Origin of the sequence: Nocardia sp. 852002-20019_SCH5090214 (assembly GCF_001665865.1) — a bacterium.
GTDB classification, from domain to species: domain Bacteria; phylum Actinomycetota; class Actinomycetes; order Mycobacteriales; family Mycobacteriaceae; genus Nocardia; species Nocardia nova.
This window is the reverse complement of record NZ_LZMK01000419.1, coordinates 73,490-95,682: the sequence shown is the minus strand read 5'-3', so window position 1 is coordinate 95,682 and position 22,193 is coordinate 73,490. Positions and strand designations below refer to the sequence as shown.

Below are 22,193 nucleotides of genomic sequence, written 5' to 3'. Positions count from 1 at the left end.
CGTGGCAAGAAACTACCGAACCCCTCGTGTCGGGCCGATGAGCGAGTCTGGTACTTCCGTTCGGATTCAATTCCCGCGCTTGCGAGCCCGCCGTGCCAGCGCGCGCCGGCCACGGTCCCCGGGGACCGGCAGATCGTCCTCGAGCGCGACCCATTGCGCGGTGACGAGCCACTGCTGCTGGACGCGGGCGTCGGCGGTGTCGTTGAACACCCGCCGGCCGCGGTCGTCGCGCAGCTCGTGCGCGACAACCGACCAGCGCGGCGGGCGGCCGTGGGTGGTGCGGTAGGTGTCCAGGAACTCGGCCACGAGGGTGCCGATGGTGTTGACCGGGCGCAGCGACACGCGGTTGCCGTATTTCGCCGAGTGGAAGCGCCGGGCCGCGCACAGCGAACGCGGCGTGGCGTCGAAGGCGATCCACCCCGCGCGCTGCGCCCGTTCGATGAGCCACAAATGTTTGACCGCATTCGGGGCGATATCTCCGACGCGTTCGCGGATCAGTGTCATCACCGGTTCGGCGGCGAGAATATCGCGGCGGGTCGGGCCTGTCGCGTGGGTGTGCCAATAGTTCTGGGTCAGCTCGGCGAGCGTGCGGCCGAATTCGTCGATACTGCGCTGCGCGCGCCGGCCCAGCCGTTCGATGCGTTCGGCCTCGGCGCGTATCCGATTCTGTGCGATCAGGGTGTGAATGGCCGGCATGGTGGGAACCTGGCCGCGGCCCAGCAATTCCAGAATGGCGCCCGCGGTGACCGGATCGGCCGCGGCGGAAACCGGAAGGGAATCGCGGTTGCGAGCGAAGTCGCGGGGGCTGATGGCGCGGCTGAGCAGATCGGTGGCGGTCCGGTCGCCGGCGAAATCGGTATGTGAGAGCCAGGCGGCGGCGATGTCGTCACACGACGGCACGGTCGTCATTACCCGTCATTACCTCCGAAACGGGCCGGATGTTGTTGTGCCCCGGTCGGGATGAGGGACCGACCGGGGACGCCAACCTGATGAAGGTTTGGCTACCGAAGTTGCCGAAATCAACGGTAGTCAGCAGAGCGGATCGGGCGCTAACCGGGTGACGGAATCGTTACGTCCATAATTTCGGGCGCAAACGGGGCGCGTGTCCGAAAGCTTTCGTTACTCGACGGCCCGCAGACGAAATCGGCAGAACATTCACACCGTTTCCGATTTCCGGGCGCGAACCGATTGTTGACCAGGTCGGTTGTCCGCGGTGAGATCGGACGAAAAGAATGCTTGTGATGTAGATCATAGTTTATTCATGCCGCCGAACGCTTCGGCGGGTGGGGTGGATACCGGGTGCGCGAATGGTTCCCTGTCGGTGTCCGCCGGTACCCTCGGGCCGTGGCTCTGTACCGGAAGTATCGACCGGCATCCTTCGCCGAGGTAGTGGGGCAGGAGCACGTCACCGATCCGCTGAGTACCGCGCTCGACACCGGGCGGATCAGTCATGCCTACCTGTTCTCCGGCCCGCGAGGTTGTGGCAAGACGTCCTCGGCGCGCATTCTGGCGCGCTCGCTGAACTGCGCCGAGGGTCCGACCTCGCGACCGTGCGGGGTGTGCCCGTCGTGCGTCGCGCTGGCTCCGGGCGGGCCCGGCAATCTCGACGTGATCGAACTCGACGCCGCCAGCCACGGCGGCGTGGACGACACCCGCGAGCTACGCGATCGTGCGTTCTACGCGCCCGCGGAATCGCGCTACCGCGTCTTCATCGTGGACGAGGCGCATATGGTCACCACGGCCGGATTCAATGCGCTGCTGAAGATCGTCGAGGAGCCACCGGCCCACCTGATCTTCATCTTCGCCACCACCGAGCCGGACAAGGTGCTGCCGACCATTCGCTCGCGCACCCATCACTATCCCTTCCGGCTGCTGCCGCCGGCCACCATGCGCGGGCTGCTCGGCAAGATCTGCGAGCAGGAACAGGTGCAGGTCGAGGAATCGGTCTACCCGCTGGTGATTCGGGCCGGCGGTGGTTCGCCACGCGACAGCCTCAGTGTGCTCGACCAGTTGCTGGCCGGAGCCGGCCCCGAAGGTGTCACCTATCCCCGTGCGCTGGCGCTGCTCGGCGTCACCGATATCGCGCTGATCGACGAGGCCGTCGACGCGCTGGCCGCCGACGACGGCGCGGCCCTGTTCGCCACCGTCGACCGAGTGGTGGAGGCCGGTCACGATCCCCGCCGCTTCGCCACCGACCTGCTCGAACGCATCCGCGACCTGATCCTGCTGCGCGCGGTTCCCGATGCCGCCGAGCGCAATTTGGTCACCGGCCCCGGCGATGTGATCGACCGGATGGCGGACCAGGCCGACCGGATCGGCCCGGCTACCCTCGCCCGCTACGCGGAGCTGCTGCACGAGGGCCTCGGCGAGATGCGCGGCGCCACCGCGCCCCGGCTCCTACTGGAGGTGGTGTGCGCCCGCATGCTGCTGCCCTCGGTCTCGGAGGCCGAATCGGCGGCGTTGCAGCGACTGGAACGGCTGGAACGGCGGATGGAATCCGGCGGTGTCCCGGCCGCCGGGCCCGCCGCGGCGCCACAGTCGTCCGCTGCTCCCGCCGCCGCGCCGGAGTCCTCCGGTGGCGCGGGCCGGCCGTCCGGTGAGCCACGCCGCCGTGGCGCCGAAGCGCTGGCCGCGATGCGGGGGAAGAAGAGTGCGCCGCATCCGGCGCAGCGAGCGCAATCGCCGACCGGTCCGCAATCATCGGCGCCGTCGCAGTCCCAGCAGGAGTCGCAAGGACAACGGCCCCAAGGTCTTTCGGCCGATTCGGACGGTGCGGCCCCGGTCGGTGGCCCGTCCTCGGATGATCGGTCCGCACCCGGTGCCGCCGACGTTCCGGCGACCGGTGAGCAGGTCTCCGCGCCCGGCTCCACAGCGACCGCTGAAGCCGGATCGGCCGACCGTGAAACCGGCCGTCAGGCGTCGACCGGTACGGATGGGGACGAAAAGGCCACGGCGACAACCGCTTCCGACCCCACCGCGGGCAGTGCCGATCGGGGCGTCGAGTCGGGACCGGACGCCGGATCTTCCTCCGGCGCACAGTCGGTTGCCCATACCGAGCGACATGACGGGGCGGTGGAGTCCGCTCCCGATCGGGGCGTTGCCGCAGCCGAATCGGCCGCCGGCGATCTGCCGTCCGCCGCGGATCCCGTCGCCCAGCCGGAATCGCTCGACGTGTCGCATCCCGAACCCGGTAGCGCGGCCTCCACTGCCCCCCGAAGCCCGGTGTCGCCCGAATCCGATGAGGGCGCTCACGACCGGCAGAACGCCGCCGCTTCCGGCTCGGTCGCGGACGGACCGGAGGTAGGAGATCTCTCGGGCTCGGCCGCGTCCACCGAAAGGTCCTTCGAGCCCGAGCCCGAGCCCGATCGCGATTCGGTTCCGGCCGGTCGGCCGACGAGCGCCGCGGGTTCGAACGGTCCGGATGCCGGCGCGGGTCCCGATTCCCGCGGTGCCGAGTCCGAGTCCGCCCCCGCTTCCGGCGATGATGCCGGTGCTGCCCGAGCTTCCGCCGCCGAATCCGCTGCGCCCGCCGCCCCCGGGGCGCGGGATGCGTCGGGCGCGGCGGTGGCCCGCGCCGCGGATGATGCGACCACGGAACCGGTGGCCTCGCCCGCCGATACGGGTGGGGACGTTCTGCGGGAGATCGAGACCGCCTGGGCCGATATCCGGGCCAAGGCGCGAGAGTCGAGTGCGGCCTTGCCGGCGCTGCTCTCGGGTGCGGTCGGGGCCGTCCGCGTCGAGGACGACACGATCGTGTTCGCGCATCCGCATGCTCCGCTCGCGCAGCGTCTGTCGATCCCGCAGAACATCGACGCCGTCCGGGCCGCGGTGCACGCGGTGATCGGCCGGCAGTACGGCGTGCGGTGGGAAGTCGGGTCGGGTGACTCCGGTGGGGCGCGTGCCGGTGGTGCGGCCTCGGAGCGTTCTGCCCGCGGCGGCGCGGAACCGCCGGCCGGCCGGGGTGCGGGCGGGGGCAACCCCGGGCAGCAGCAACCTCCGCGATTCGTCCGGCCCAGCCAGAACCAGGCGCAGCCGGCGGACGGCGATGCGCGCGGCGGTCAGACCGACACCAGGGGCGCCGCGGCCGATCGGCGCGACAGTCAGGGACAGGGCCAGCGGCGGGAATTCCGCCCGCCGCGCAGTGCCGGTGCCGCCGACCGAGCGGCGCCGGACGACGATATTCCGCCGCCCGAAGCGCCGGACCTTCCGGACGATCCCGGGCCGCCGGACTACTCACCGGTAGGTTACGACGGTGTCCCACCTGCGTTGACGCCGGAAGAAGAGCAGGAGATGCTCGCGGAATCGGCGCGGCCGGTCCCCCCGGAACAGCGCCGCGACCCCGATGAGGTGGCCTTGGAGTTGCTGCGAACTGAGTTGGGTGCCACACATCTGGGTGGTTGACAGCCACCTGCCGGAATACGTTAAGTTAACCGGAGTTCGCATCCCGCTGTACTATGAACGGGTGGTCGTCAGCATCGGTGCTACGAGGTTCTATGGTATGCCCAGGCATACGGGCGCCCCGGGGCCTCGTAGGTCGATGCATGTCGGCGTTTGTACAGCGTTATGCGCTCGGCGGACTTGTGGAGGGAACCGTGTGTGACCTCCCGGTTCGCCGGTGTGGTGTGCCTGCGGGCTCGCCGGGATCGAACACGGTCGGTCGGATGGCCGGTCGGCACCTTTAAGGAAGGAAACACTCCGATATGACCACAGAGGCCTACATTTTCGAGGCCATCCGCACCCCGCGCGGCCGCAACAAGAAGGGCTCGCTGCACTCGGTCAAGCCGATCGATCTGACGACCGGTCTGGTCCAGGAGCTGCGCAACCGCTTCCCGAACCTCGACGAGGATCGCATCTCGGACATCATCCTGGGTGTCGTGTCGCCGATCGGCGACCAGGGTGCCGACATCGCCCGCACCACCGTGCTGACCGCGGGCCTGCCCGACACGGTCGGCGGTGTGCAGATCAACCGCTTCTGCGCCTCCGGTCTCGAGGCCGTGAACATGGCCGCGCAGAAGGTGCGCTCCGGCTTCGAGGACCTGGTCCTCGCCGGTGGTGTCGAGTCGATGTCGCGCGTCCCGATGGGCTCCGACGGCGGTGCGCTGTTCGCCGACCCGGCCACCAGCTACGACCTCTACATCGCGCCCCAGGGCATCGGCGCCGACCTGATCGCCACCATCGAGGGCTTCACCCGCGAGGACGTCGACAAGTTCGCCGTGCGCTCGCAGGAACTCGCCGCGCAGGCGTGGTCCGGCGGCTACTTCGCCAAGTCCGTCGTGCCGGTCAAGGACATCAACGGCCTGACCGTGCTCGACCAGGACGAGCACATGCGTCCCGGCACCACCGTCGAGGATCTCGCCAAGCTGAAGCCGTCCTTCGCGGGCATCGGCGAAATGGGTGGCTTCGACGCCGTCGCGCTGCAGAAGTTCCACTACATCGAGCAGATCGACCACGTGCACCACGGCGGTAACAGCTCGGGCATCGTCGACGGCGCCGCGCTGGTGCTGGTCGGCACCGAGGAGGCCGGTGCCGCTTCGGGTCTGACCCCGCGCGCCCGCATCGTCGCCACCGCCACCAGCGGCGCCGACGCCACCATCATGCTCACCGGCCCGACCCCGGCGGCGCACAAGGCGCTGGCCAAGGCCGGTCTGTCGGTCGAGGACATCGACCTGTTCGAGATCAACGAGGCCTTCGCCTCGGTGGCGCTGAAGTTCCAGAAGGATCTGAAGATCCCGGACGAGAAGCTGAACGTCAACGGCGGCGCCATCGCGATGGGCCACCCGCTGGGCGCCACCGGCGCGATGATCACCGGCACCATGGTCGACGAGCTGGAGCGCCGCAACGCCCGCTACGCCCTGGTGACCCTGTGCATCGGCGGCGGCATGGGTGTGGCCACCATCATCGAGCGCGTCTGACGCCCAACCCTTCACATTCTCCAGGAGAACGAAAAACTATGACAGAGAACATGATCGGCTGGGAAAAGGACGCCGACGGCATCGTCGTGCTGACCATGGACGACCCGAACCAGGGCGCCAACACGATGAACGAGCTCTACAAGAGCTCGATGCACGCCACGGTGGACCGCCTGGTCGCCGAGGTCGACGACATCAGCGGTGTCGTCATCACCTCCGCGAAGAAGACCTTCTTCGCCGGCGGTGACCTCAAGAACATGATGAAGACCACTCCGGAGAACGCTCCGGACATCATGGAAGAACTCACCAGCATCAAGGCCGACCTGCGTCGCCTCGAGACCCTGGGCAAGCCGGTCGTGGCCGCCATCAACGGCGCCGCGCTCGGCGGTGGCTTGGAGATCGCGCTGGCCACGCACTACCGCATCGCCGCCGACGTCAAGGGCGTGCAGATCGGTCTGCCCGAGGTCTCGCTCGGCCTGCTCCCGGCCGGTGGCGGTGTCACCCGCATCACCCGCATGCTCGGCATCGCCGACGGCCTGATGAGCGTGCTGCTGCAGGGCAACAAGTTCACCGCGCAGAAGGCCAAGGCAAAGGGCCTGATCAACGAGGTCGTCGGCAGCGTCGAGGAGCTCGTCCCGGCCGCCAAGGCGTGGATCAAGGCCAACAAGGACAACGCCGAGGCCGCCACCCAGCCGTGGGACCGCAAGGGCTTCAAGATCCCCGGCGGCTCGCCGTCGAGCCCGGCACTGGCCGCCAACCTGCCGGCCTTCCCGGCCAACCTGCGCAAGCAGCTCAAGGGCCAGAACATGCCGGCGCCGCGGGCCATCATGGCCGCCGCGGTCGAGGGCGCGCAGGTCGACTTCGACAACGCGTCGCTGATCGAGTCGCGCTACTTCGTCTCGCTGCTGACCGGCCCGGTCGCGAAGAACATGATCCAGGCGTTCTTCTTCGACCTGCAGGCGATCAACAACGGCGGTTCGCGTCCGAAGGACGTGCCCAAGCGTGAGATCAAGAAGATCGGCGTGCTCGGCGCCGGCATGATGGGCGCGGGCATCGCCTACGTCTCGGCCAAGGCCGGCTACGAGGTCGTGCTGAAGGACGTCTCCCAGGAGAACGCCGACCGCGGCAAGCAGTACTCGGTGAAGCTCGAGGAGAAGGCGCTCTCGCGTGGCAAGACCACCGAGGAGAAGTCCAAGGCGCTGCTGGATCGCATCCACCCGACCGCCGATCCCCAGGATCTGGCCGGTGTGGACTTCGTGATCGAGGCCGTGTTCGAGAACCCCGACCTGAAGGCCAAGGTCTTCCAGGAGATCGAGGACGTCGTCGACGCGGACGCGCTGCTGGGCTCCAACACCTCCACCCTGCCGATCACCCTGCTGGCCAACGGTGTGAAGCGGGCCGAGGACTTCATCGGCATCCACTTCTTCTCCCCGGTCGACAAGATGCCGCTGGTGGAGATCATCCGTGGCGAGAAGACCTCCGACGAGGCGCTGGCCCGGGTGTACGACTACACCCTCGCGATCCGCAAGACCCCGATCGTGGTCAACGACAGCCGCGGCTTCTTCACCTCTCGCGTCATCGGCACGTTCATCAACGAGGCCATCATGATGCTCGAGGAGAACATCGACCCGCAGACCATCGAGCAGGCCGGTCTGCAGGCGGGCTACCCGGCCGCGCCGCTGAAGCTGAGCGACGAGCTCAACTTCGAGACCATGCAGAAGATCTTCAAGGAGACCAAGGAGGCCGCCGAGAAGGACGGCATCGCGATCTCCGCCGCTTCGCTGGCCTCGGGCCGCGTGGTCGAGACCATGATCGACAAGTTCGATCGCAAGGGCAAGCTGCACGGTGCGGGCTTCTACAACTACGCCGACGGCAAGACCGCCGGTCTGTGGGAGGGCCTGCGCGACGCCTTCAACTCCAAGCGTGAGCTGCCCGAGGGCGTCACGCTGCAGGATCTGAAGGACCGCATGCTGTTCATCGAGGCCATCGAGACCCAGAAGTGCTTCGACGAGGGCGTGCTGACCAGCACCGCCGACGCGAACATCGGCTCGATCTTCGGTATCGGCTACCCGGCCTGGACCGGTGGTGTGCACCAGTTCATCGTCGGCTACCCCGGTGGCACGGAGGGCTTCATCGCCCGTGCCGACGAGCTGGCCGCGAAGTTCGGTGAGCGCTTCCAGGTGCCGGACTCGCTGCGCAAGTAAGGTTCTCGCCACGCCGAGATGCTCTGCGACGGCCCGGATCACGTTTTCGCGTGATCCGGGCCGTGTGCTGTCTCGTCGCCTTCACCCGCGTGTCCGCTGCCGATGGAAACGGTCGCGAATCGAAGCGGGCGGAACTGTGTCCGGATGCGCACCGACCGCGCTACGTTGGAATGAGGGCGGAACGTTCGAGGTGGCCAGATGAATCCACAGACGGGCAAGGTCCGCAGCGACGACGATCCCGCGGCGGACTCGGAGGCAGCCGCGGGGGCGAATACCCAGCGCTACCAACCGATTCGCATCGCCGACGAACTCGAGGCGATGGGGTTGTTCGATGCCCAGGAGATCGGGCGCGGCGGTTTCGGGGTGGTCTATCGCTGTGCGCAGCGGGCGCTGGATCGCGTGGTGGCGGTCAAGGTGCTGTCCTCGGAGATCGACGAGGAGAGCCGGGAGCGGTTCCTGCGCGAGGAACATGCCATGGGCCGGCTGTCGGGCCATCCGAATATCGTCGACGTCCTGCAGGTCGACGTCACGCCCAGCGGCCTGCCGTTCATCGTCATGCCGTTCGCCGCGCACGGCTCGCTGGAACAGCTGATCCGCGATCACGGCCCGCTGAGCTGGTCGGATTCGCTGCGGGTCGGTGTGAAACTCGCGGGCGCGATCGAGAGCGCACATCGTGTGCACGTCCTGCATCGGGATGTGAAACCGGCGAACGTGCTGCTGAGCCGCTACGGCGAACCACAGCTCACAGATTTCGGCATCGCGCGCATTCCGGGTGGTTTCCAGACCTCGACCAGCATGATCACGGGATCACCGGCCTTCACCGCACCCGAGGTGCTCAAGGGTGAGGAACCGACCGTTAGGTCGGATGTGTACGGTTTGGGCGCAACCCTGTTCGCGCTGCTGACCGGGCACGCCGCCTTCGAACGCCGCTCCGGCGAGCGCGTGGTCGCCCAATTCCTGCGGATCACCACTCAGCCGGTCCCGGATCTGCGCGAACAGGACATTCCAGCCGATGTGGCGGGCGTGATCGAACAGGCCATGGCCCAGGATCCGGCCGATCGCCCGGCCTCCGCCCTGGAGTTCGGGCAGGAGATGCGCGCGGTGCAGATCGCGCACGGCGAATCGGCCGACGAGATGGCTCTGCTCGACGGCGAAACGACCGACGGCCGCACCGCCGCCACCGAGGCGCCGCCCCGCCCGATCACCTCGCGTCGCAGCCGCGCGGTCCTGGGCCTGCCCGCGCTGCGCGCTCCGGGGGCGCCCGCCCTCGCCCCGCCCGCGACGCTACCGCCCACGGCCGCAACGAAATTCCGTCCGCCGACCCCGGCCCGCGAGCCGATTCCCCGGCCGCGGCTGCTCGATATCCTGCGCACGGGTGGCCGCCGCCGGCTCGCCGTGATCCACGGACCGGCGGGCTTCGGGAAAAGTACGATCGCCGCCCAGTGGCGCTCCGAACTCACCGCCGACGGCATCGCGGTGGCGTGGATCGGGATCGATCACGACGACGACAACGAGGTGTGGCTGCTGGCCCATCTGATCCAGGCCATCCGGCGAGTGGCGCCGGATATCGGTTCCGGGCTGGCGGAGGTGCTCGAGGAGCGCCCCGCGGAGGCGGTGCCTTATGCGATCTCCACCCTGATCGACGAGATCCACAGCGGCGGGCAGGTCGTCGTGGTGGTGGTGGAGAACTGGGATCGGGTCTCCGACGAGGGCGCGCATCAGGTGATGGATGCGTTGCTGGAGAACGGATGTCACCATCTGCGCTTCGTGATCACCACCCGCGAGCAGTCCGGTCTGCCGCTGAGCCGGATGCGGGTATGCGACGAGCTGGTCGAGATCGGCAGCCACGAACTGCGGCTGACTCTCACCGAGACCCGGCAGATCTTGCTGGAGCGCAACAAGTTTCCGCTCACCGACGAACAGGTCGAACAGATCCACGCCGCCACCGACGGGTGGCCGGCGGCGATCCAGCTGGTCAGCTTGTCGCTGCGCGGAGCCACCACGGGCGCGCCCGTGGATCCGGCGCAGCTGATCGCCCATCTATCCGGCGGAAACCACGCCATCCGGGAGTATCTGGCCGAGAACGTGCTGGCGGGGCTCGAGCCGCGCATGCTCGAATTCCTGATGTCGATCTCGGTCGCGGAGAAGCTCAACGGCGGGCTGGCCGCGGCCCTCAGCGGTGAACCCGATGCCGAGCAACTGCTGGAACAGGCGCAACAGCGCGAGCTGTTCGTCACCCGCGTCGAACACGACCCGGGCTGGTTCCGGATCCAGCCGCTGTTCGCCGAGCAGTTGCGTGCCCGGCTCGACCGGGTTCATCCCGGAAAATTGAAATCGTTGCACCGCAAGGCATCTCGCTGGTACGCCGAACATCAGCAACTGCGCAAGTCGGTCGATCACGCCCTGGCCGCCACCGATCTGAAGATGGCGGTGGATCTGGTCGAGAACGGCGGCATGGACCTGATCGACACCTCGCGCCTGGCGACCCTGCTCGGCACGGTGTCGAAACTACCTGTGCAGCAGGTGACTTCGCGGTCGAAGCTGCTGATGACGCTGGCGCGCGCCAATATCAATCTGCAACAGTCCGGAGCGGCCCGCACGGCGCTGGGACGGCTGTCGAATATGCTCGCCCGCAGTTCGCCCTCCGATGCCGATGCCACCCGGCAGCGCTGTGAGGCCGCGGTGCTGTCGGCCGCCGACCTGGTGGCCCGCGACCGCACCGACGGTGTGCTCGAGAAGGTGCTGCCGTGTCTGGAGGAGCCCGACGAGCTGCCGCCGTGGACGGTGTCCACCGCCGCGAATCTGGTGTCGTTCGTGCGGCTGTGCGACTTCGATTTCGACGGCGCGCTGGCCATCCAGGACTGGGCCGCGCCCTATCACAGCAGGTCCAAGGATCCGCTCGGGGTGGTGCTGGGTCTGCTCAATACCGGCGCGGTGGCCTACGAGAAGCTCGATATCGACACCGCTACACGGTGTTTCGAGAAGGCCTGGCAGATCGGCCGGGAGCGCTCGGGGCCGCGTTCGCATGCCGTGCGGGTGGCGGCGGCGCTGCTGGGGGAGCTGAGGTATCGGCGCGGTGATCTGGAGGCTGCGGATCGGCTGCTCGAGCAGAGCCACCAGTTGCCGGCGCGGATCGGTGCGGTGGATTTCATGATCACCACGTTCGTGGTCGGTGCGCGGGTCAAAGCGGTGCTCGGCGATACCGAAACCGCGCGAGCCCGGCTCGACGAGGGTGCGCGGATGGCGGCCGAACGCAAACTTCCGCGCATGGCCGCCCATATCCGGGCGGAACGGCTGCGGTTGGGCCTCGTCGAGCCGCCCGCGGGGCCGGAGCCGCCCGCTCCGGTGCTGCGCCAATCCGCCGGTACGGTCGCCCTCACCGCGGAGGCCGAGGAGGTCGCGGCCGTGCGCGTGCTGCTGGCCCGGCACTATCGCGGTCTGGACGGGGCGAACGTGGCGGCCGAGGGCCTCGAATCGGCGGTGAAACGGGCGCGCGCGCTCTACGGCCGGATGGTCGAACAAAACCGTCCCCGTGCGGAATTGGATGCCGCGCTACTGCTGGTCGAATGCCTGTCGGTCGCCGGCTGGAACGGTGAGGCGATCACCTCACTGCTGCCGGCGCTGGACCGCTGTGCCCGATTGGGCTGGACCAGACCACTTCTCGACGCCGGCCCGGAATTGAGCTATCTGCTGCATTCACTGCGTGACGACATGCTGCTCGCCGGGGAGGGCACCGGATCGTTCGATATTCCGCGGCCGTTCCTGAACGCACTGCTGCGCTGAGAACGCCGACGGGCCGGATTCGTCGCCACGAATCCGGCCCGCTGGCAACATATTTCGCGCCGAATCAGGCGTTCCACCAGGGGCGCAGCGGCACGTCCCAGGTCTGCTTGTCGCCGAGCTTCATCCCGAGCACCTGGTGCAGCTGCACCACGTTGCGCTCGAAGCCCAGCTGGGAGCCCGCCATGTACAGGCCCCACACCTTGGCGGTGCCCTCACCGACCTCCGCGACGCACTCGTCCCAGTTCGCGACCAGGTTCTTGCACCATTCGTGCAGGGTCAGCGCGTAGTGCGGGCGCAGATTCTCCTCGTGCACCACCTCGAGCCCGATGTTCTGGATATCGGTGATGATGCGGCCCGAACCGATCAACTCGCCGTCCGGGAAGACGTAGCGGTCGATGAAGTCGCCGGCCTTCGTCGTGCGGGTGTTGTCGGGGCGGGTGATGCAGTGGTTCAGGAACAGGCCGCCGTCGCGCAGCTTGCTCTTGATGAAGCCGAAATAGCTCGGGTAGTTCTGCACCCCGATGTGCTCGGTGAGACCGATCGACGACAGCGCGTCGAAACCGGTTTCGCTGATGTCGCGGTAATCGCTGTGGCGGACCTCGGCCAGTTCCTGCAGACCCTCCTCGGCGATCTTGGCCTGCGCCCACTCGGCCTGTTCCTTGGACAGGGTGGCGCCGATGACCTTGACTCCGCGCCGGGCCGCGTAGCGGACCATGCCACCCCAGCCGCAGCCGATATCGAGGAGTCGATCGCCCTCCTTCAACCGCAGCTTCTCGAACACCAGGCGGTACTTGTTCTCCTGGGCCTCTTCGAGAGTCTGGTTCTCGTCGGCGTAGCAGGCGCAGGTGTAGGTCATCGAGGGGCCGAGGACCAGCTCGTAGAACCGGTTCGACACGTCGTAGTGATGGTGGATCACCTCGGCGTCGCGGTTCTTCGAATGCCGCAGGCCTTCCAGCGCGATGCGCCGCCAGCGCGGCAGCGTTTCCTGCGGCGGCGGCGCGATCGGCTTGAGGGCGTCCCAGCCCAGCGAGCGCGCGATGGTGACCAGTGCCAGCGCCGACGGGCGCCGGAACTTCAGGTCGGTCATCGCCTTCAGGATGTCGTACGGGTCACCCGGGTGGACGCCGTCGACCGCCATATCGCCGGAGATGTAGGCCCGCGCCATGCCGAGATCGCCCGGTGCGGTAGCGATGTAGTTGATACCGCGCGGGGTCGTGATCTCGAGGCTGAACTTCGAATCGTCGGGTCCGGTGCTGCTTCCGTCGTAGGCGGAGAACCGGATCGGGACGTCGCCGTCGACGAGCGTCTCGAAGATTTCGGCAATGCTGAGTTTCGTTCCCAGCTCCGAGAACGGGGGCAGCTGGGAATCCTTGAATGTCGTCACTTGCGTTGCACCGCCTTCGAATACAAATCCAGCAAACGATGATCGGGGTCGTATCGTTTCTTCAGATTCGCGTAGTGATCGCCTCCGTAGAGGCGCGCGAAATCGTCTTCTGCGTAGTAGGAATCCGAGTAGAGGGACTTGTGGCCGTCCAGGCGGGCGACCTCGTCCTCGATCGCGCGATTGGCCGCACCCTCGATCTGCCCGGGCTGCTTCGGCACCGCCGACCAGAAACCGACATTGACGTAGGTGCGATCCGGTTCCAGCGGATACAGCGGCCACGGACGCGACGGGTCCTCGGGTTTTCCCGGCACTTCCGCACTGTCGCGCAGCCGGAGCGGGCACAGCCACAGCGGTTCGATCGGAATTTCGCGCAGGAACCAGTGCAGGAATTCGGCGGTGCGCTCGATCGGCACCTCGATATCCTGCACCACGCGCTCCTGCGGCGGATTTCCCTTGCGTGCCTGGAGCTTGTCGCCGATGTCGTATTTGTGGTCGAGCGCGATCAGCTTCCAGTAGAAGCTCGAACGGCGATACCGCTTCGGCCAGAACCGGCGGATCTTCGGATTCTGGGTGCCGAATGCCCGTGAGCACCAGAACCAGTCGGTGTCCCAGCGCCACAGATAGTCGTGGATGGTCAGCCGGTCGCGTTTGGGCTCGGCGCTGTCGTGCCGCAGGGACTGGTAGTAGATATCCATCCCGGTGTAGTCGCTGACCGGGCCGGGTTCGTCGGTCTGGCGGCCGAGGACGAGATAGCTTTCCTCGGCGGTGAATACCGCGCCGTCGAGATAGTCGACCCGCTCGCCGTCGTAGCTGCGGTCGGTGACGATCTGCGCCATCACGGCTTCGAGTTCGCGCAGATCGTGGAAACGGACGTGGCGCAGTGCCACATACGGCTGCACCGATTCCAGCTCGATCTTCAGGCGCGTCGAATAACCCAGCGTGCCATAGGAATTCGGGAACCCGCGGAAAAGGTCGGCGTATTCGCCGTCCGGGGTGGCGGTGATGATCTCGCCCGCACCGGTCAGCACATCGATCTCGAGTACGGATTCGTGTGGCAGACCATTGCGGAAGGACGTCGATTCGATTCCCAGGCCGGTGACCGCGCCACCCAGCGTGATCGTCTTCAACTGCGGAACCACCAAGGGCGCCAGGCCGTACGGCAGGGTGGCGGCGACCAGATCCTCATAGGTGGTCATGCCGGCCACATCGGCGGTCTTCGCCTGGGGGTCGACAGCGATCACCCGGTTCAGACCCGAAACATCCAGTCCGGGTGCGGGGTTCTTCGCCCGGGCGCGAAACAAGTTCGACGTCTTTTTCGCCAACCGCACGTTGGCATCCGAAGGAATCGCACGATAGCTGGCGAGCAGACGCTCGACACCTTCTCGGTGCGCGGCAAAACCTGATTCGCGTGCGGCCGGCGCGCGGCCGGCCTTCCCCAACAGACTCACTGCCACCCCCTGACGCTATCGCTCCCGGTTTCCCCCGGCCACCGCGAGGGTACCTATGGGCGCGATTCTTCACGCATATGTTGCATTGCGTTCGATCACGGGCCCGGTTCCCACTCCTGAGTCATCCACCCAGCTCGCGGACATATTTCCGGGCGGAATCGTACCGCCGTACGCTGCCTGCGGGCTTGTGACGAAGCAATCGAAATTTCTCGCCGGTCCCGGAACGAGCGTTCCGGTTCCGGGTCGAAGGCTGGGGCCGAAAACCTGCGATCGATGGTCCGCCGCGCCGTATTCGAGCGTCGATAGTCGCGGACCGTGCGATGCCCGATCGCTATCGCGCTGCGGGGAGTTCCGGGCAGTGCGGGAGGCCGGGGAATGCGATGCTGCGGATAGAGCTCGGTGCAGTGGGCAGAGCGCGACGCGACGGACGGGGCGGCATGCGCCGGAAGGAACTCAGCGCGTCGGATAGGCGGGACGGGCTCCGTCCGGGGCGGCCGGCGGATAACCGGGCGGCGCCGGCGGATAGCTCGCTGCCGGCCCGGTCGGTGCGAAATGCGGTGTGGCAGAAGGGTATTCCGGGTAGCGGGCCGACCCGGGGTGCGGCGGATAGCCCGGCGACGGTGGCGGGTAGCCGGTTCCGGCGGCGTGACCGGGCGCGGGATAGCCGCCTCCACCGGGCGAGGCATGGGTCACCGGATAGGCGGGGACGGCGGCCGGATTCGGGACCACTTGCATGCCGGTCTTCGCGCCCGAGCCGCCCGAGCGGCGCAGCTCTCCGACCAGGAACGCGCCACCGCCGACGATCATCAACACGCCGAAGCCGAGCAGCAGCCAGCCGGTGCGGGTGTTGTCCGATGCCTGTTCGTCCATCGAGCGGGTGGTGCGGTGACCGTGTTTGTCGACCTGGACGCACTGGTCCCCCGACCGCATGGTTTCACCCCCGCAGTCGACATTGCCGTGGCTGTTCAGCATCGTGACGGCGCCGACGATCATGACGATGCCGACGACCATCACGCCGATCCACTTGAGCACATTCTTGACACGGCGCGCGCCGATCGCGGCGTTCGACAACCTCATCCCCCCGGGCGTAGCTGTGGGCAGAGCGAAACCGCGTCTGCCGGTCCGGAACTGCACCGGACGCGGCGTAGCATAGCCCCGCAGAACGGCCCGAATAAACCCGAACGACCCCGGATCGCATAGGAGCTCATTGTGGGACAGGTCAGTGCATCCAGCTCGACCGTCGTCGCTGCGGAACCGCAGCGTGCGCTGGAAGCGATCGCGGACTATCAGGATGTGCGGCCCCGCATCCTGTCTTCGCACTACCACGACTACAAGGTGCTCGAAGGCGGAAAGGGCGCCGGAACCGTCGCCGAATGGACGCTGCAGGCGACGCAGAAGCGCTCCCGCAACGTCCACGCGGTCGTCTCGGTCTCCGATTCGATGGTGACCGAACGGGATTCGAATTCCACGATGGTCACCACCTGGACCGTCACTCCCTCGGGTGAGGGTTCGCTGGTGACGGTCCGCACCAGCTGGAAGGGTGCGGGCGGGGTCGCCGGCTTCTTCGAGGGCATCTTCGCCCCGCTCGGCCTGAAGAAGATCCAGGCCGAGGTTCTGGAAAACCTGAAGCGCGAGTTGAGCTAGTCCGCCTCCGCTTCGCTGCGGCCCAGCGGCTCAGTGCTGGTGGGCGATGTCGAACAGGTTGCCCTCGGGGTCGGCGAGGGTGACCCACTGCACGCCGTATTCGTCGAAGTCGCCGATATGTTTCGCGCCCAGCGAGACCGCCCGCTCGATCTGAGCGCGCCAGTCCGGTGCGCTCAGATCCAGGTGGACTACGTTCTTGCCCGGGGTCTTGTCGGGGACCTGGATGAACATCAGCCCCGGGCCGCGGTCGTCACCGCGGCCGATCGAGGCGAAATATTCGTTGGCGTCGGCGTCCACCTGACGCTCCAGCAACTGTGCGTAGAAGTTCGCCAAGGCGGCGGCGTCACGGCAGTCGAAGGTGACGGCGGCCAGACTGATCGACATGAAATATCCTCTCTTCGTGGGTAATTCGTGAATATGCGGGGGAGCGTGCGGCGTCTGCCCGATCACGCCGGTGCGATCGGCCAGCAGACCTCGGTGCGCTGCGCGGCCGGGTCCGCGCAGTCCTGCGGGCCGACCACGTAGATTTCGCGGATCGGTTCCGCCAGCGCGGTGTCGTGTTCGGCCACATGCGAACCCAGCGCGCCGTAGGTGCGGTCGAAGTCGGTGAACGCTCCGGCGTGCACCGCAATCGCGAAGCGGCGCTGCGGAAATCGCCGCACCGCGACCTCGCGGTACTGGTCGAAGGCGGCGCCCGGATCCGCCGCCAGCGGCGCGAACGCCACCACCTCGCCGATCTCGTTCTCGAAGAAGTCCGCCGAGTACGTCGCCCCGCTCGGGCCGGCCGGGGACACCCCCGCCCCTGCGAGCAGTTCGAACAGCCGGGGGAAGACCGCCCCGCACCAGTCGCCGATCTCCTCCCGCGACACCAGTGCGCGAATCGTCACCGCGGCGAACTCCGGAACCAGGCGGTACTGCACGTCGATCGGCGCACCGGGGGACAGCAGCGCCCGCAGCGAGGCCACCACATCACGCGTCCGCAGCAACTCCGCTTCCATTCGCTCCAGATGTGCGGCCAGCGCGGCATCGCGGGCGGCACGATCCGGCGCCGCGAGGACCGCGCGGATCTGCGGCATGGGCATATCCAGATCGCGCAGGCGCCGAATCAGGTGTGCCTGTTCCACCTGCGCGGTCGAATACCGCCGATACCCCGAGCCGGGATCGACCGATGCCGGCTCGAGCAACTCGATCTCGTGGTAGTACCGCAGCGTTTTCACGCTGAGATAGGTGAGGCGGGAGAACTCGCCTATGGAGACTGTCGCGGCCATGTGGACAAGCGAACACCCTCCAGCAACGGGAGAGTCAAGCCCTACTGCTCGGTGAGGGCGAAGGTCAGCAGCAGCGTGGTCTGGAAAAACCCTCGCCACCAGGAGTAACCGAACCAGACGCCGGGGGTCACCTGGCGAATCTCGTCGAGGATCTGGGGCGTGATCGAGGGGGTGTAGTCCAGAAGCCAGGCCGGTTGGCCGTCCAACCGCGCGGGCCCGGAATAGACGTCGGCGGGGAAACCTTCGACCCCGGCCCCGGTGATCCGGTTGGTCAGGGTTCCGCCGTCGGGTCCGGTGTAGAAGTTCTTGCCGATCCAGAACGGCGGCGCCACCGCCTCCATCACCGGCGGGCGGGTCACCCAGCCGTTGGTCACCCCGGTCGGCACATCGCCACGGGGTGCGTCCCGGAAGATCTGATCCTGCTGTTCGGCCGAACAGTGGTTGTGCAGCGCGTCGACCGTCGCCGCCGGATTGTCGGTGTAGAGAACGCAGCCACCACCGTAATCGGTATCCGCCGAGGCGGCCGGCGCCAGGACGGCGGAGCCGACGCCCAGCACGGCGAGCGCGACGACGGTCGTCAGTGCCGAACTCCGCCGGGCGCGGCGCGCCGGATGTGCGGATGTGGTGTGCGCGAGTGCGGAAGACATATGTTGATCTTGGTCCCGATACATGACCGGCCTCCACCGGATTGGCCCGACCCGTGTGCCGACTCCCGGCCCGGTTCCGATGGTAAAGGTGCCCGGCCGGGCCGGTACCGGGCTGGATCCGAACGTGACTACGCTGGTGCACATCCGCATCCCGCAGAGAGGACATCACCGTGGAGCCTGGTGGACAGCTCGATATGCAGGCACTGCTCGCACAGGCGCAGCAGATGCAGCAGGCGGTGATGGCCGCGCAGGCCGAAATCGCCGCGACCGATGTGGCGGGTGAGGCCGGCGGCGGTCTGGTGAAGGTGACGATCAAGGCCAGCGGCGAGGTGCAGTCGCTGCAGATCGATCCGAAGGTGGTCGACCCCGAGGACGTGGAGACGCTGCAGGATCTGATCGTCGGCGCGGTCAACAACGCGATGGCCAACGCGCAGCAGCTCGCCGCCGAGAAATTGGGCCCGCTCGCCGGTGGCATGGGCGGCGGTTCCATGCCCGGCCTGCCGTTCTGAGCGGCCCGATAGGACATATCCGTGTATGAGGGTCCGGTCCAGGATCTGATCGACGAGCTGGGCAAACTGCCCGGAGTCGGTCCCAAGAGCGCGCAGCGCATCGCCTTCCATCTGCTGTCGGTCGAGCCGCCGGAGATCGACCGGCTGCAGTCGGCACTGCAGAAGGTGCGCGACGGTGTGCGGTTCTGCGCGGTCTGCGGCACCGTCTCCGACGGCGAACTGTGCCGCATCTGCGCCGACCCGCGCCGGGACCGGACCATGATCTGCGTCGTCGAGGAGCCCAAGGACGTCCAGGCCATCGAGCGCACCCGCGAGTTCCGCGGCCGCTACCACGTGCTCGGCGGTGCGCTGGACCCGCTCTCGGGGGTCGGCCCGGACCAGCTACGCATTCGAGAACTGTTGGCGCGCATCGGAAATCAGGAGGACGGTGTCGATGTCACCGAGGTGATCATCGCCACCGATCCCAATACCGAGGGCGAGGCGACGGCCACCTATCTGGTGCGCATGCTGCGGGATTTCCCGGGCCTGTCGGTTACCCGGCTCGCCTCCGGCCTGCCGATGGGCGGCGACCTGGAATTCGCCGACGAACTGACCTTGGGCCGCGCGCTGTCGGGACGCCGAACGCTCTGAACTCGGGGTGAGCTCCGATCGGAACGTCACCGATCGGAACGTCGCCGATCAGAACGTCACCGCCTCCCAGCCGATCGCGTCGAGACGGCTCCGGTCTCCGGTGGTCCAGTCCCAGACGAGTGCGGCCACCTGCTCGCCGTCCTCCAACCGGACCGCGAAATGCCGATCGGGACCGCCGTCACGGTATTCCAGCGTGTACAGGCCGGGCTCGTCGCGATAGGTCTGGATATAGACGTGGTCGGCGCGCTCCACGATCAGATACGGATTCGGTTCCCCGAGTTCGGTGATCCACTGATGCGCGAGGCGCTCGGTCAGATAGGGGAACTCACCCGCACCGCCGTGGGTGACGGTGACGTCGATGCGATCGGTCGGATCGATCAGCCAGTTCAGTTGCGGATCGTAGAGCGCGTAGTCACGCGGGGTCGCGAGCTCGAACAGGAGGTTACGCACGTGGCCGATGGCGTCGTAGCGGGCGGCGACGTACAGCGCGCCGCCGGTGCCCTCGCCGCCCGTGGCGACACTGAGGAACGCCTCTTCCTCCGGCAGGGCGTCGTTGCGCCGGTTCACCTCGGCCGCGATCGCCGCCACGGTCTCGGTCTGCGGCCGTCCCTGCTGCGCGGCCAGGTAGGTCTCCACCGCATCGGGCGAGGTGGCGATGCCCGCGGGAAGCAGCACGTGGTCGTAACTCATCCGGCCAGGCTACGTGGCGGTGTGGCGAGGCTCCTTTTCCACGCCGCGGCCCGACCTGTAAACTGGCCGACATCATGCAGCGGGCACTCCTCCTCGGCCGCCGCGACGGGGTCTGAATCGGACCGGCTCCCGTCGCGGGGTTTCAGCTGTGCCGGTCGACCCCAATACTTGGGACACCCACCCACACCTCGGAGAAACGCCATGTCACCCGCTGACGCCTTCGTATCCGGCACGCGCACCATCACCGCGCCGTCCAAACCCGCGCCCGCCGATCAGCCCGCGTGGAACAAGCAGAAGAACTCCTCGATGCCGACCTTCCGGTACCGGCCCTTCGCCGAGGAGGTCCCGGGCGGCAGCCCGGCATTCGACGCTGCGCCGATTCCTTTCGACCGCACCTGGCCGGACCGGGTCGTGGACCGGGCGCCCGGCTGGTGCGCGGTCGACCTGCGCGACGGCAATCAGGCCCTGATCGACCCGATGAGCCCCGCCCGCAAGCGCCGCATGTTCGACCTGCTGGTGCGGATGGGCTACAAGGAGATCGAGGTCGGCTTCCCGTCGGCCAGCCAGACCGACTTCGATTTCGTCCGCGAGATCATCGAGGACGGCGCGATCCCGGACGACGTCAGCATCCAGGTGCTGACCCAGTGTCGTCCCGAGCTGATCGAGCGCACCTTCGAGGCGTGCCAGGGCGCCGCCAATGTGATCGTCCATTTCTACAACTCCACCTCGATCCTGCAGCGTCGCGTGGTGTTCCGTGCCGACCGCGACGCGGTGAAGAAGATCGCGACCGACGCCGCGAAGCTGTGCCTGGAGATCGAGCAGCGCTACCCGGACACCAACTGGCGCTACGAGTACAGCCCGGAGTCCTACACCGGCACCGAACTGGAGTACGCCCGTGAGGTGTGTGACGCGGTGTCCGAGATCATCGCGCCGACTCCGGAGAAGCCGCTGATCATCAACCTGCCGGCGACGGTCGAGATGGCGACGCCGAACGTGTACGCCGATTCCATCGAGTGGATGAGCCGCAACCTGGCCCGCCGCGATTCGATCGTGCTGTCGCTGCACCCGCACAACGACCGCGGCACCGCGGTCGCGGCCGCCGAACTGGGCTATCAGGCCGGCGCCGACCGCATCGAGGGCTGCCTGTTCGGCAACGGTGAGCGGACCGGAAACGTCTGCCTGGTCACCCTGGGGATGAACCTGTTCTCCCGCGGTGTGGATCCGCAGATCGACTTCTCCGATATCGACGAGATCCGCCGCACGGTCGAATACTGCAACCAGTTGCCCGTGCACGAGCGCCACCCCTACGGCGGCGATCTGGTCTACACCGCCTTCTCCGGCAGCCACCAGGACGCCATCAACAAGGGCCTGGACGCCATGAAGGACACGGCGGACGCCTCCGATTCCGATGTCGACGACATCGTCTGGGAGGTTCCGTACCTGCCGATCGACCCCAAGGATGTGGGCCGCACCTACGAGGCCGTGATCCGGGTGAACTCGCAGTCCGGCAAGGGCGGCGTCGCCTACATCATGAAGACCGACCACGGACTGGTGTTGCCGCGGCGGCTGCAGATCGAGTTCTCGCAGGCGATTCAGAAGATCACCGACGGCGAGGGCGGCGAGGTCACGCCGAAGGAGATGTGGGACGTCTTCGCCGAGGAGTACCTGAACCCGGTGCTGCCGCTGGAGCGCATCCGGCAGAAGATGACCGCCGCCGAAACCGATTCCGGCACCGACACCATCACCGCGGTGGTGAAGGTGGACGGGGCCGAACAGGAGATCGTCGGTTCCGGCAACGGCCCGCTGGCCTCGTTCGTCGACGCGCTGGCGACCATCGGCTACGACGTGCGAGTGCTCGACTACTCCGAGCACGCGATGTCCTCCGGTGACGACGCGCAGGCCGCCGCCTATGTCGAATGCGCGATCGGGGACAAGGTGACCTGGGGCGTGGGTATCGCCACCTCCATCACGACCGCCTCGCTGCGCGCGGTCGTCTCCGCGGTGAACCGCGCACTGCGCGCGCGCTGATCCGTACACCCTGCTCGACAGCCGGGACCGCCCACCGCCGGGAAGGCGG

Annotated in this window: 16 protein-coding genes; 8 read left to right on the top strand and 8 right to left on the bottom strand. The window is 67.6% G+C overall.

Annotated features, from left to right (window positions below; all coding sequences use genetic code 11):
* Positions 1–66 precede the first annotated feature (66 nt).
* On the bottom strand, positions 67–909 hold the full coding sequence (locus A5780_RS35430) for a hypothetical protein (protein ID WP_231983199.1): 843 nt from the start codon (positions 907–909) through the stop codon (positions 67–69).
* A gap of 435 nt (positions 910–1,344) precedes the next feature.
* On the opposite strand from A5780_RS35430, the gene A5780_RS43320 reads away from it, so the two are divergent.
* From A5780_RS43320 to A5780_RS35410, 4 genes are all read left to right on the top strand, one after another.
* Positions 1,345–4,401, top strand: coding sequence for a DNA polymerase III subunit gamma and tau (locus A5780_RS43320; RefSeq protein WP_082976907.1), 3,057 nt, complete (start codon positions 1,345–1,347; stop codon positions 4,399–4,401).
* Between the two features lie 299 nt (positions 4,402–4,700).
* Positions 4,701–5,912, top strand: coding sequence for an acetyl-CoA C-acetyltransferase (locus tag A5780_RS35420; protein ID WP_063010983.1), 1,212 nt, complete (start codon positions 4,701–4,703; stop codon positions 5,910–5,912).
* A 38-nt stretch (positions 5,913–5,950) separates the two neighbouring features.
* Positions 5,951–8,113: a 3-hydroxyacyl-CoA dehydrogenase NAD-binding domain-containing protein gene (locus A5780_RS35415; RefSeq protein ID WP_063010985.1), complete on the top strand. Its 2,163-nt coding sequence runs from the start codon at positions 5,951–5,953 to the stop codon at positions 8,111–8,113.
* Between the two features lie 198 nt (positions 8,114–8,311).
* Positions 8,312–11,896 carry a serine/threonine-protein kinase gene (locus A5780_RS35410; RefSeq protein WP_064911206.1) on the top strand — a complete coding sequence of 1,195 codons (3,585 nt, stop codon included), beginning with the start codon at positions 8,312–8,314 and terminating at the stop codon, positions 11,894–11,896.
* A 64-nt stretch (positions 11,897–11,960) separates the two neighbouring features.
* Here the strand turns inward: A5780_RS35410 and A5780_RS35405 are convergent, their stop codons facing one another.
* The 3 genes from A5780_RS35405 to A5780_RS35395 form a co-directional block, all read right to left on the bottom strand.
* A complete protein-coding gene (locus tag A5780_RS35405) occupies positions 11,961–13,280 on the bottom strand; it encodes a class I SAM-dependent methyltransferase (protein ID WP_064911205.1) in 1,320 nt (439 codons plus the stop codon).
* Entirely contained in the window at positions 13,277–14,728 is a 1,452-nt protein-coding gene (locus A5780_RS35400; RefSeq protein WP_064911204.1) for an FAD-binding oxidoreductase, read from the bottom strand. Before A5780_RS35400 ends, A5780_RS35405 begins: the two co-directional genes overlap by 4 nt.
* A 453-nt stretch (positions 14,729–15,181) precedes the next feature.
* Positions 15,182–15,805, bottom strand: coding sequence for a hypothetical protein (locus A5780_RS35395; RefSeq protein ID WP_064911203.1), 624 nt, complete (start codon positions 15,803–15,805; stop codon positions 15,182–15,184).
* 132 nt (positions 15,806–15,937) lie between these two features.
* Between A5780_RS35395 and A5780_RS35390 the strand changes: the two genes are divergently transcribed.
* Entirely contained in the window at positions 15,938–16,372 is a 435-nt protein-coding gene (locus A5780_RS35390; RefSeq protein ID WP_030516501.1) for an SRPBCC family protein, read from the top strand.
* Between the two features lie 30 nt (positions 16,373–16,402).
* On the opposite strand, the gene A5780_RS35385 is transcribed toward A5780_RS35390, so the two are convergent.
* The 3 genes from A5780_RS35385 to A5780_RS35375 form a co-directional block, all read right to left on the bottom strand.
* On the bottom strand, positions 16,403–16,756 hold the full coding sequence (locus A5780_RS35385; RefSeq protein WP_064911221.1) for a VOC family protein: 354 nt from the start codon (positions 16,754–16,756) through the stop codon (positions 16,403–16,405).
* Positions 16,757–16,818: 62 nt separating this feature from the next.
* The gene (locus A5780_RS35380; protein WP_064911202.1) at positions 16,819–17,640 is read right to left on the bottom strand and encodes a MerR family transcriptional regulator; all 822 of its coding nucleotides are present in this window, start codon (positions 17,638–17,640) and stop codon (positions 16,819–16,821) included.
* 41 nt (positions 17,641–17,681) lie between these two features.
* The gene (locus A5780_RS35375) at positions 17,682–18,287 is read right to left on the bottom strand and encodes a hypothetical protein (protein ID WP_063010997.1); all 606 of its coding nucleotides are present in this window, start codon (positions 18,285–18,287) and stop codon (positions 17,682–17,684) included.
* 170 nt (positions 18,288–18,457) lie between these two features.
* Between A5780_RS35375 and A5780_RS35370 the strand changes: the two genes are divergently transcribed.
* Both A5780_RS35370 and recR read left to right on the top strand, forming a co-directional pair.
* Complete coding sequence (locus tag A5780_RS35370; protein ID WP_081879613.1) at positions 18,458–18,796, top strand: YbaB/EbfC family nucleoid-associated protein; 339 nt, start codon at positions 18,458–18,460, stop codon at positions 18,794–18,796.
* Between the two features lie 21 nt (positions 18,797–18,817).
* On the top strand, positions 18,818–19,426 hold the full coding sequence (gene recR / locus A5780_RS35365; RefSeq protein ID WP_030516496.1) for a recombination mediator RecR: 609 nt from the start codon (positions 18,818–18,820) through the stop codon (positions 19,424–19,426).
* Between the two features lie 48 nt (positions 19,427–19,474).
* Here the strand turns inward: recR and A5780_RS35360 are convergent, their stop codons facing one another.
* On the bottom strand, positions 19,475–20,116 hold the full coding sequence (locus A5780_RS35360; RefSeq protein ID WP_064906587.1) for a hypothetical protein: 642 nt from the start codon (positions 20,114–20,116) through the stop codon (positions 19,475–19,477).
* A 201-nt stretch (positions 20,117–20,317) separates the two neighbouring features.
* Between A5780_RS35360 and leuA the strand changes: the two genes are divergently transcribed.
* Complete coding sequence (leuA, locus tag A5780_RS35355) at positions 20,318–22,144, top strand: 2-isopropylmalate synthase (protein ID WP_063011001.1); 1,827 nt, start codon at positions 20,318–20,320, stop codon at positions 22,142–22,144.
* The last annotated feature ends 49 nt before the right edge of the window (positions 22,145–22,193 follow it).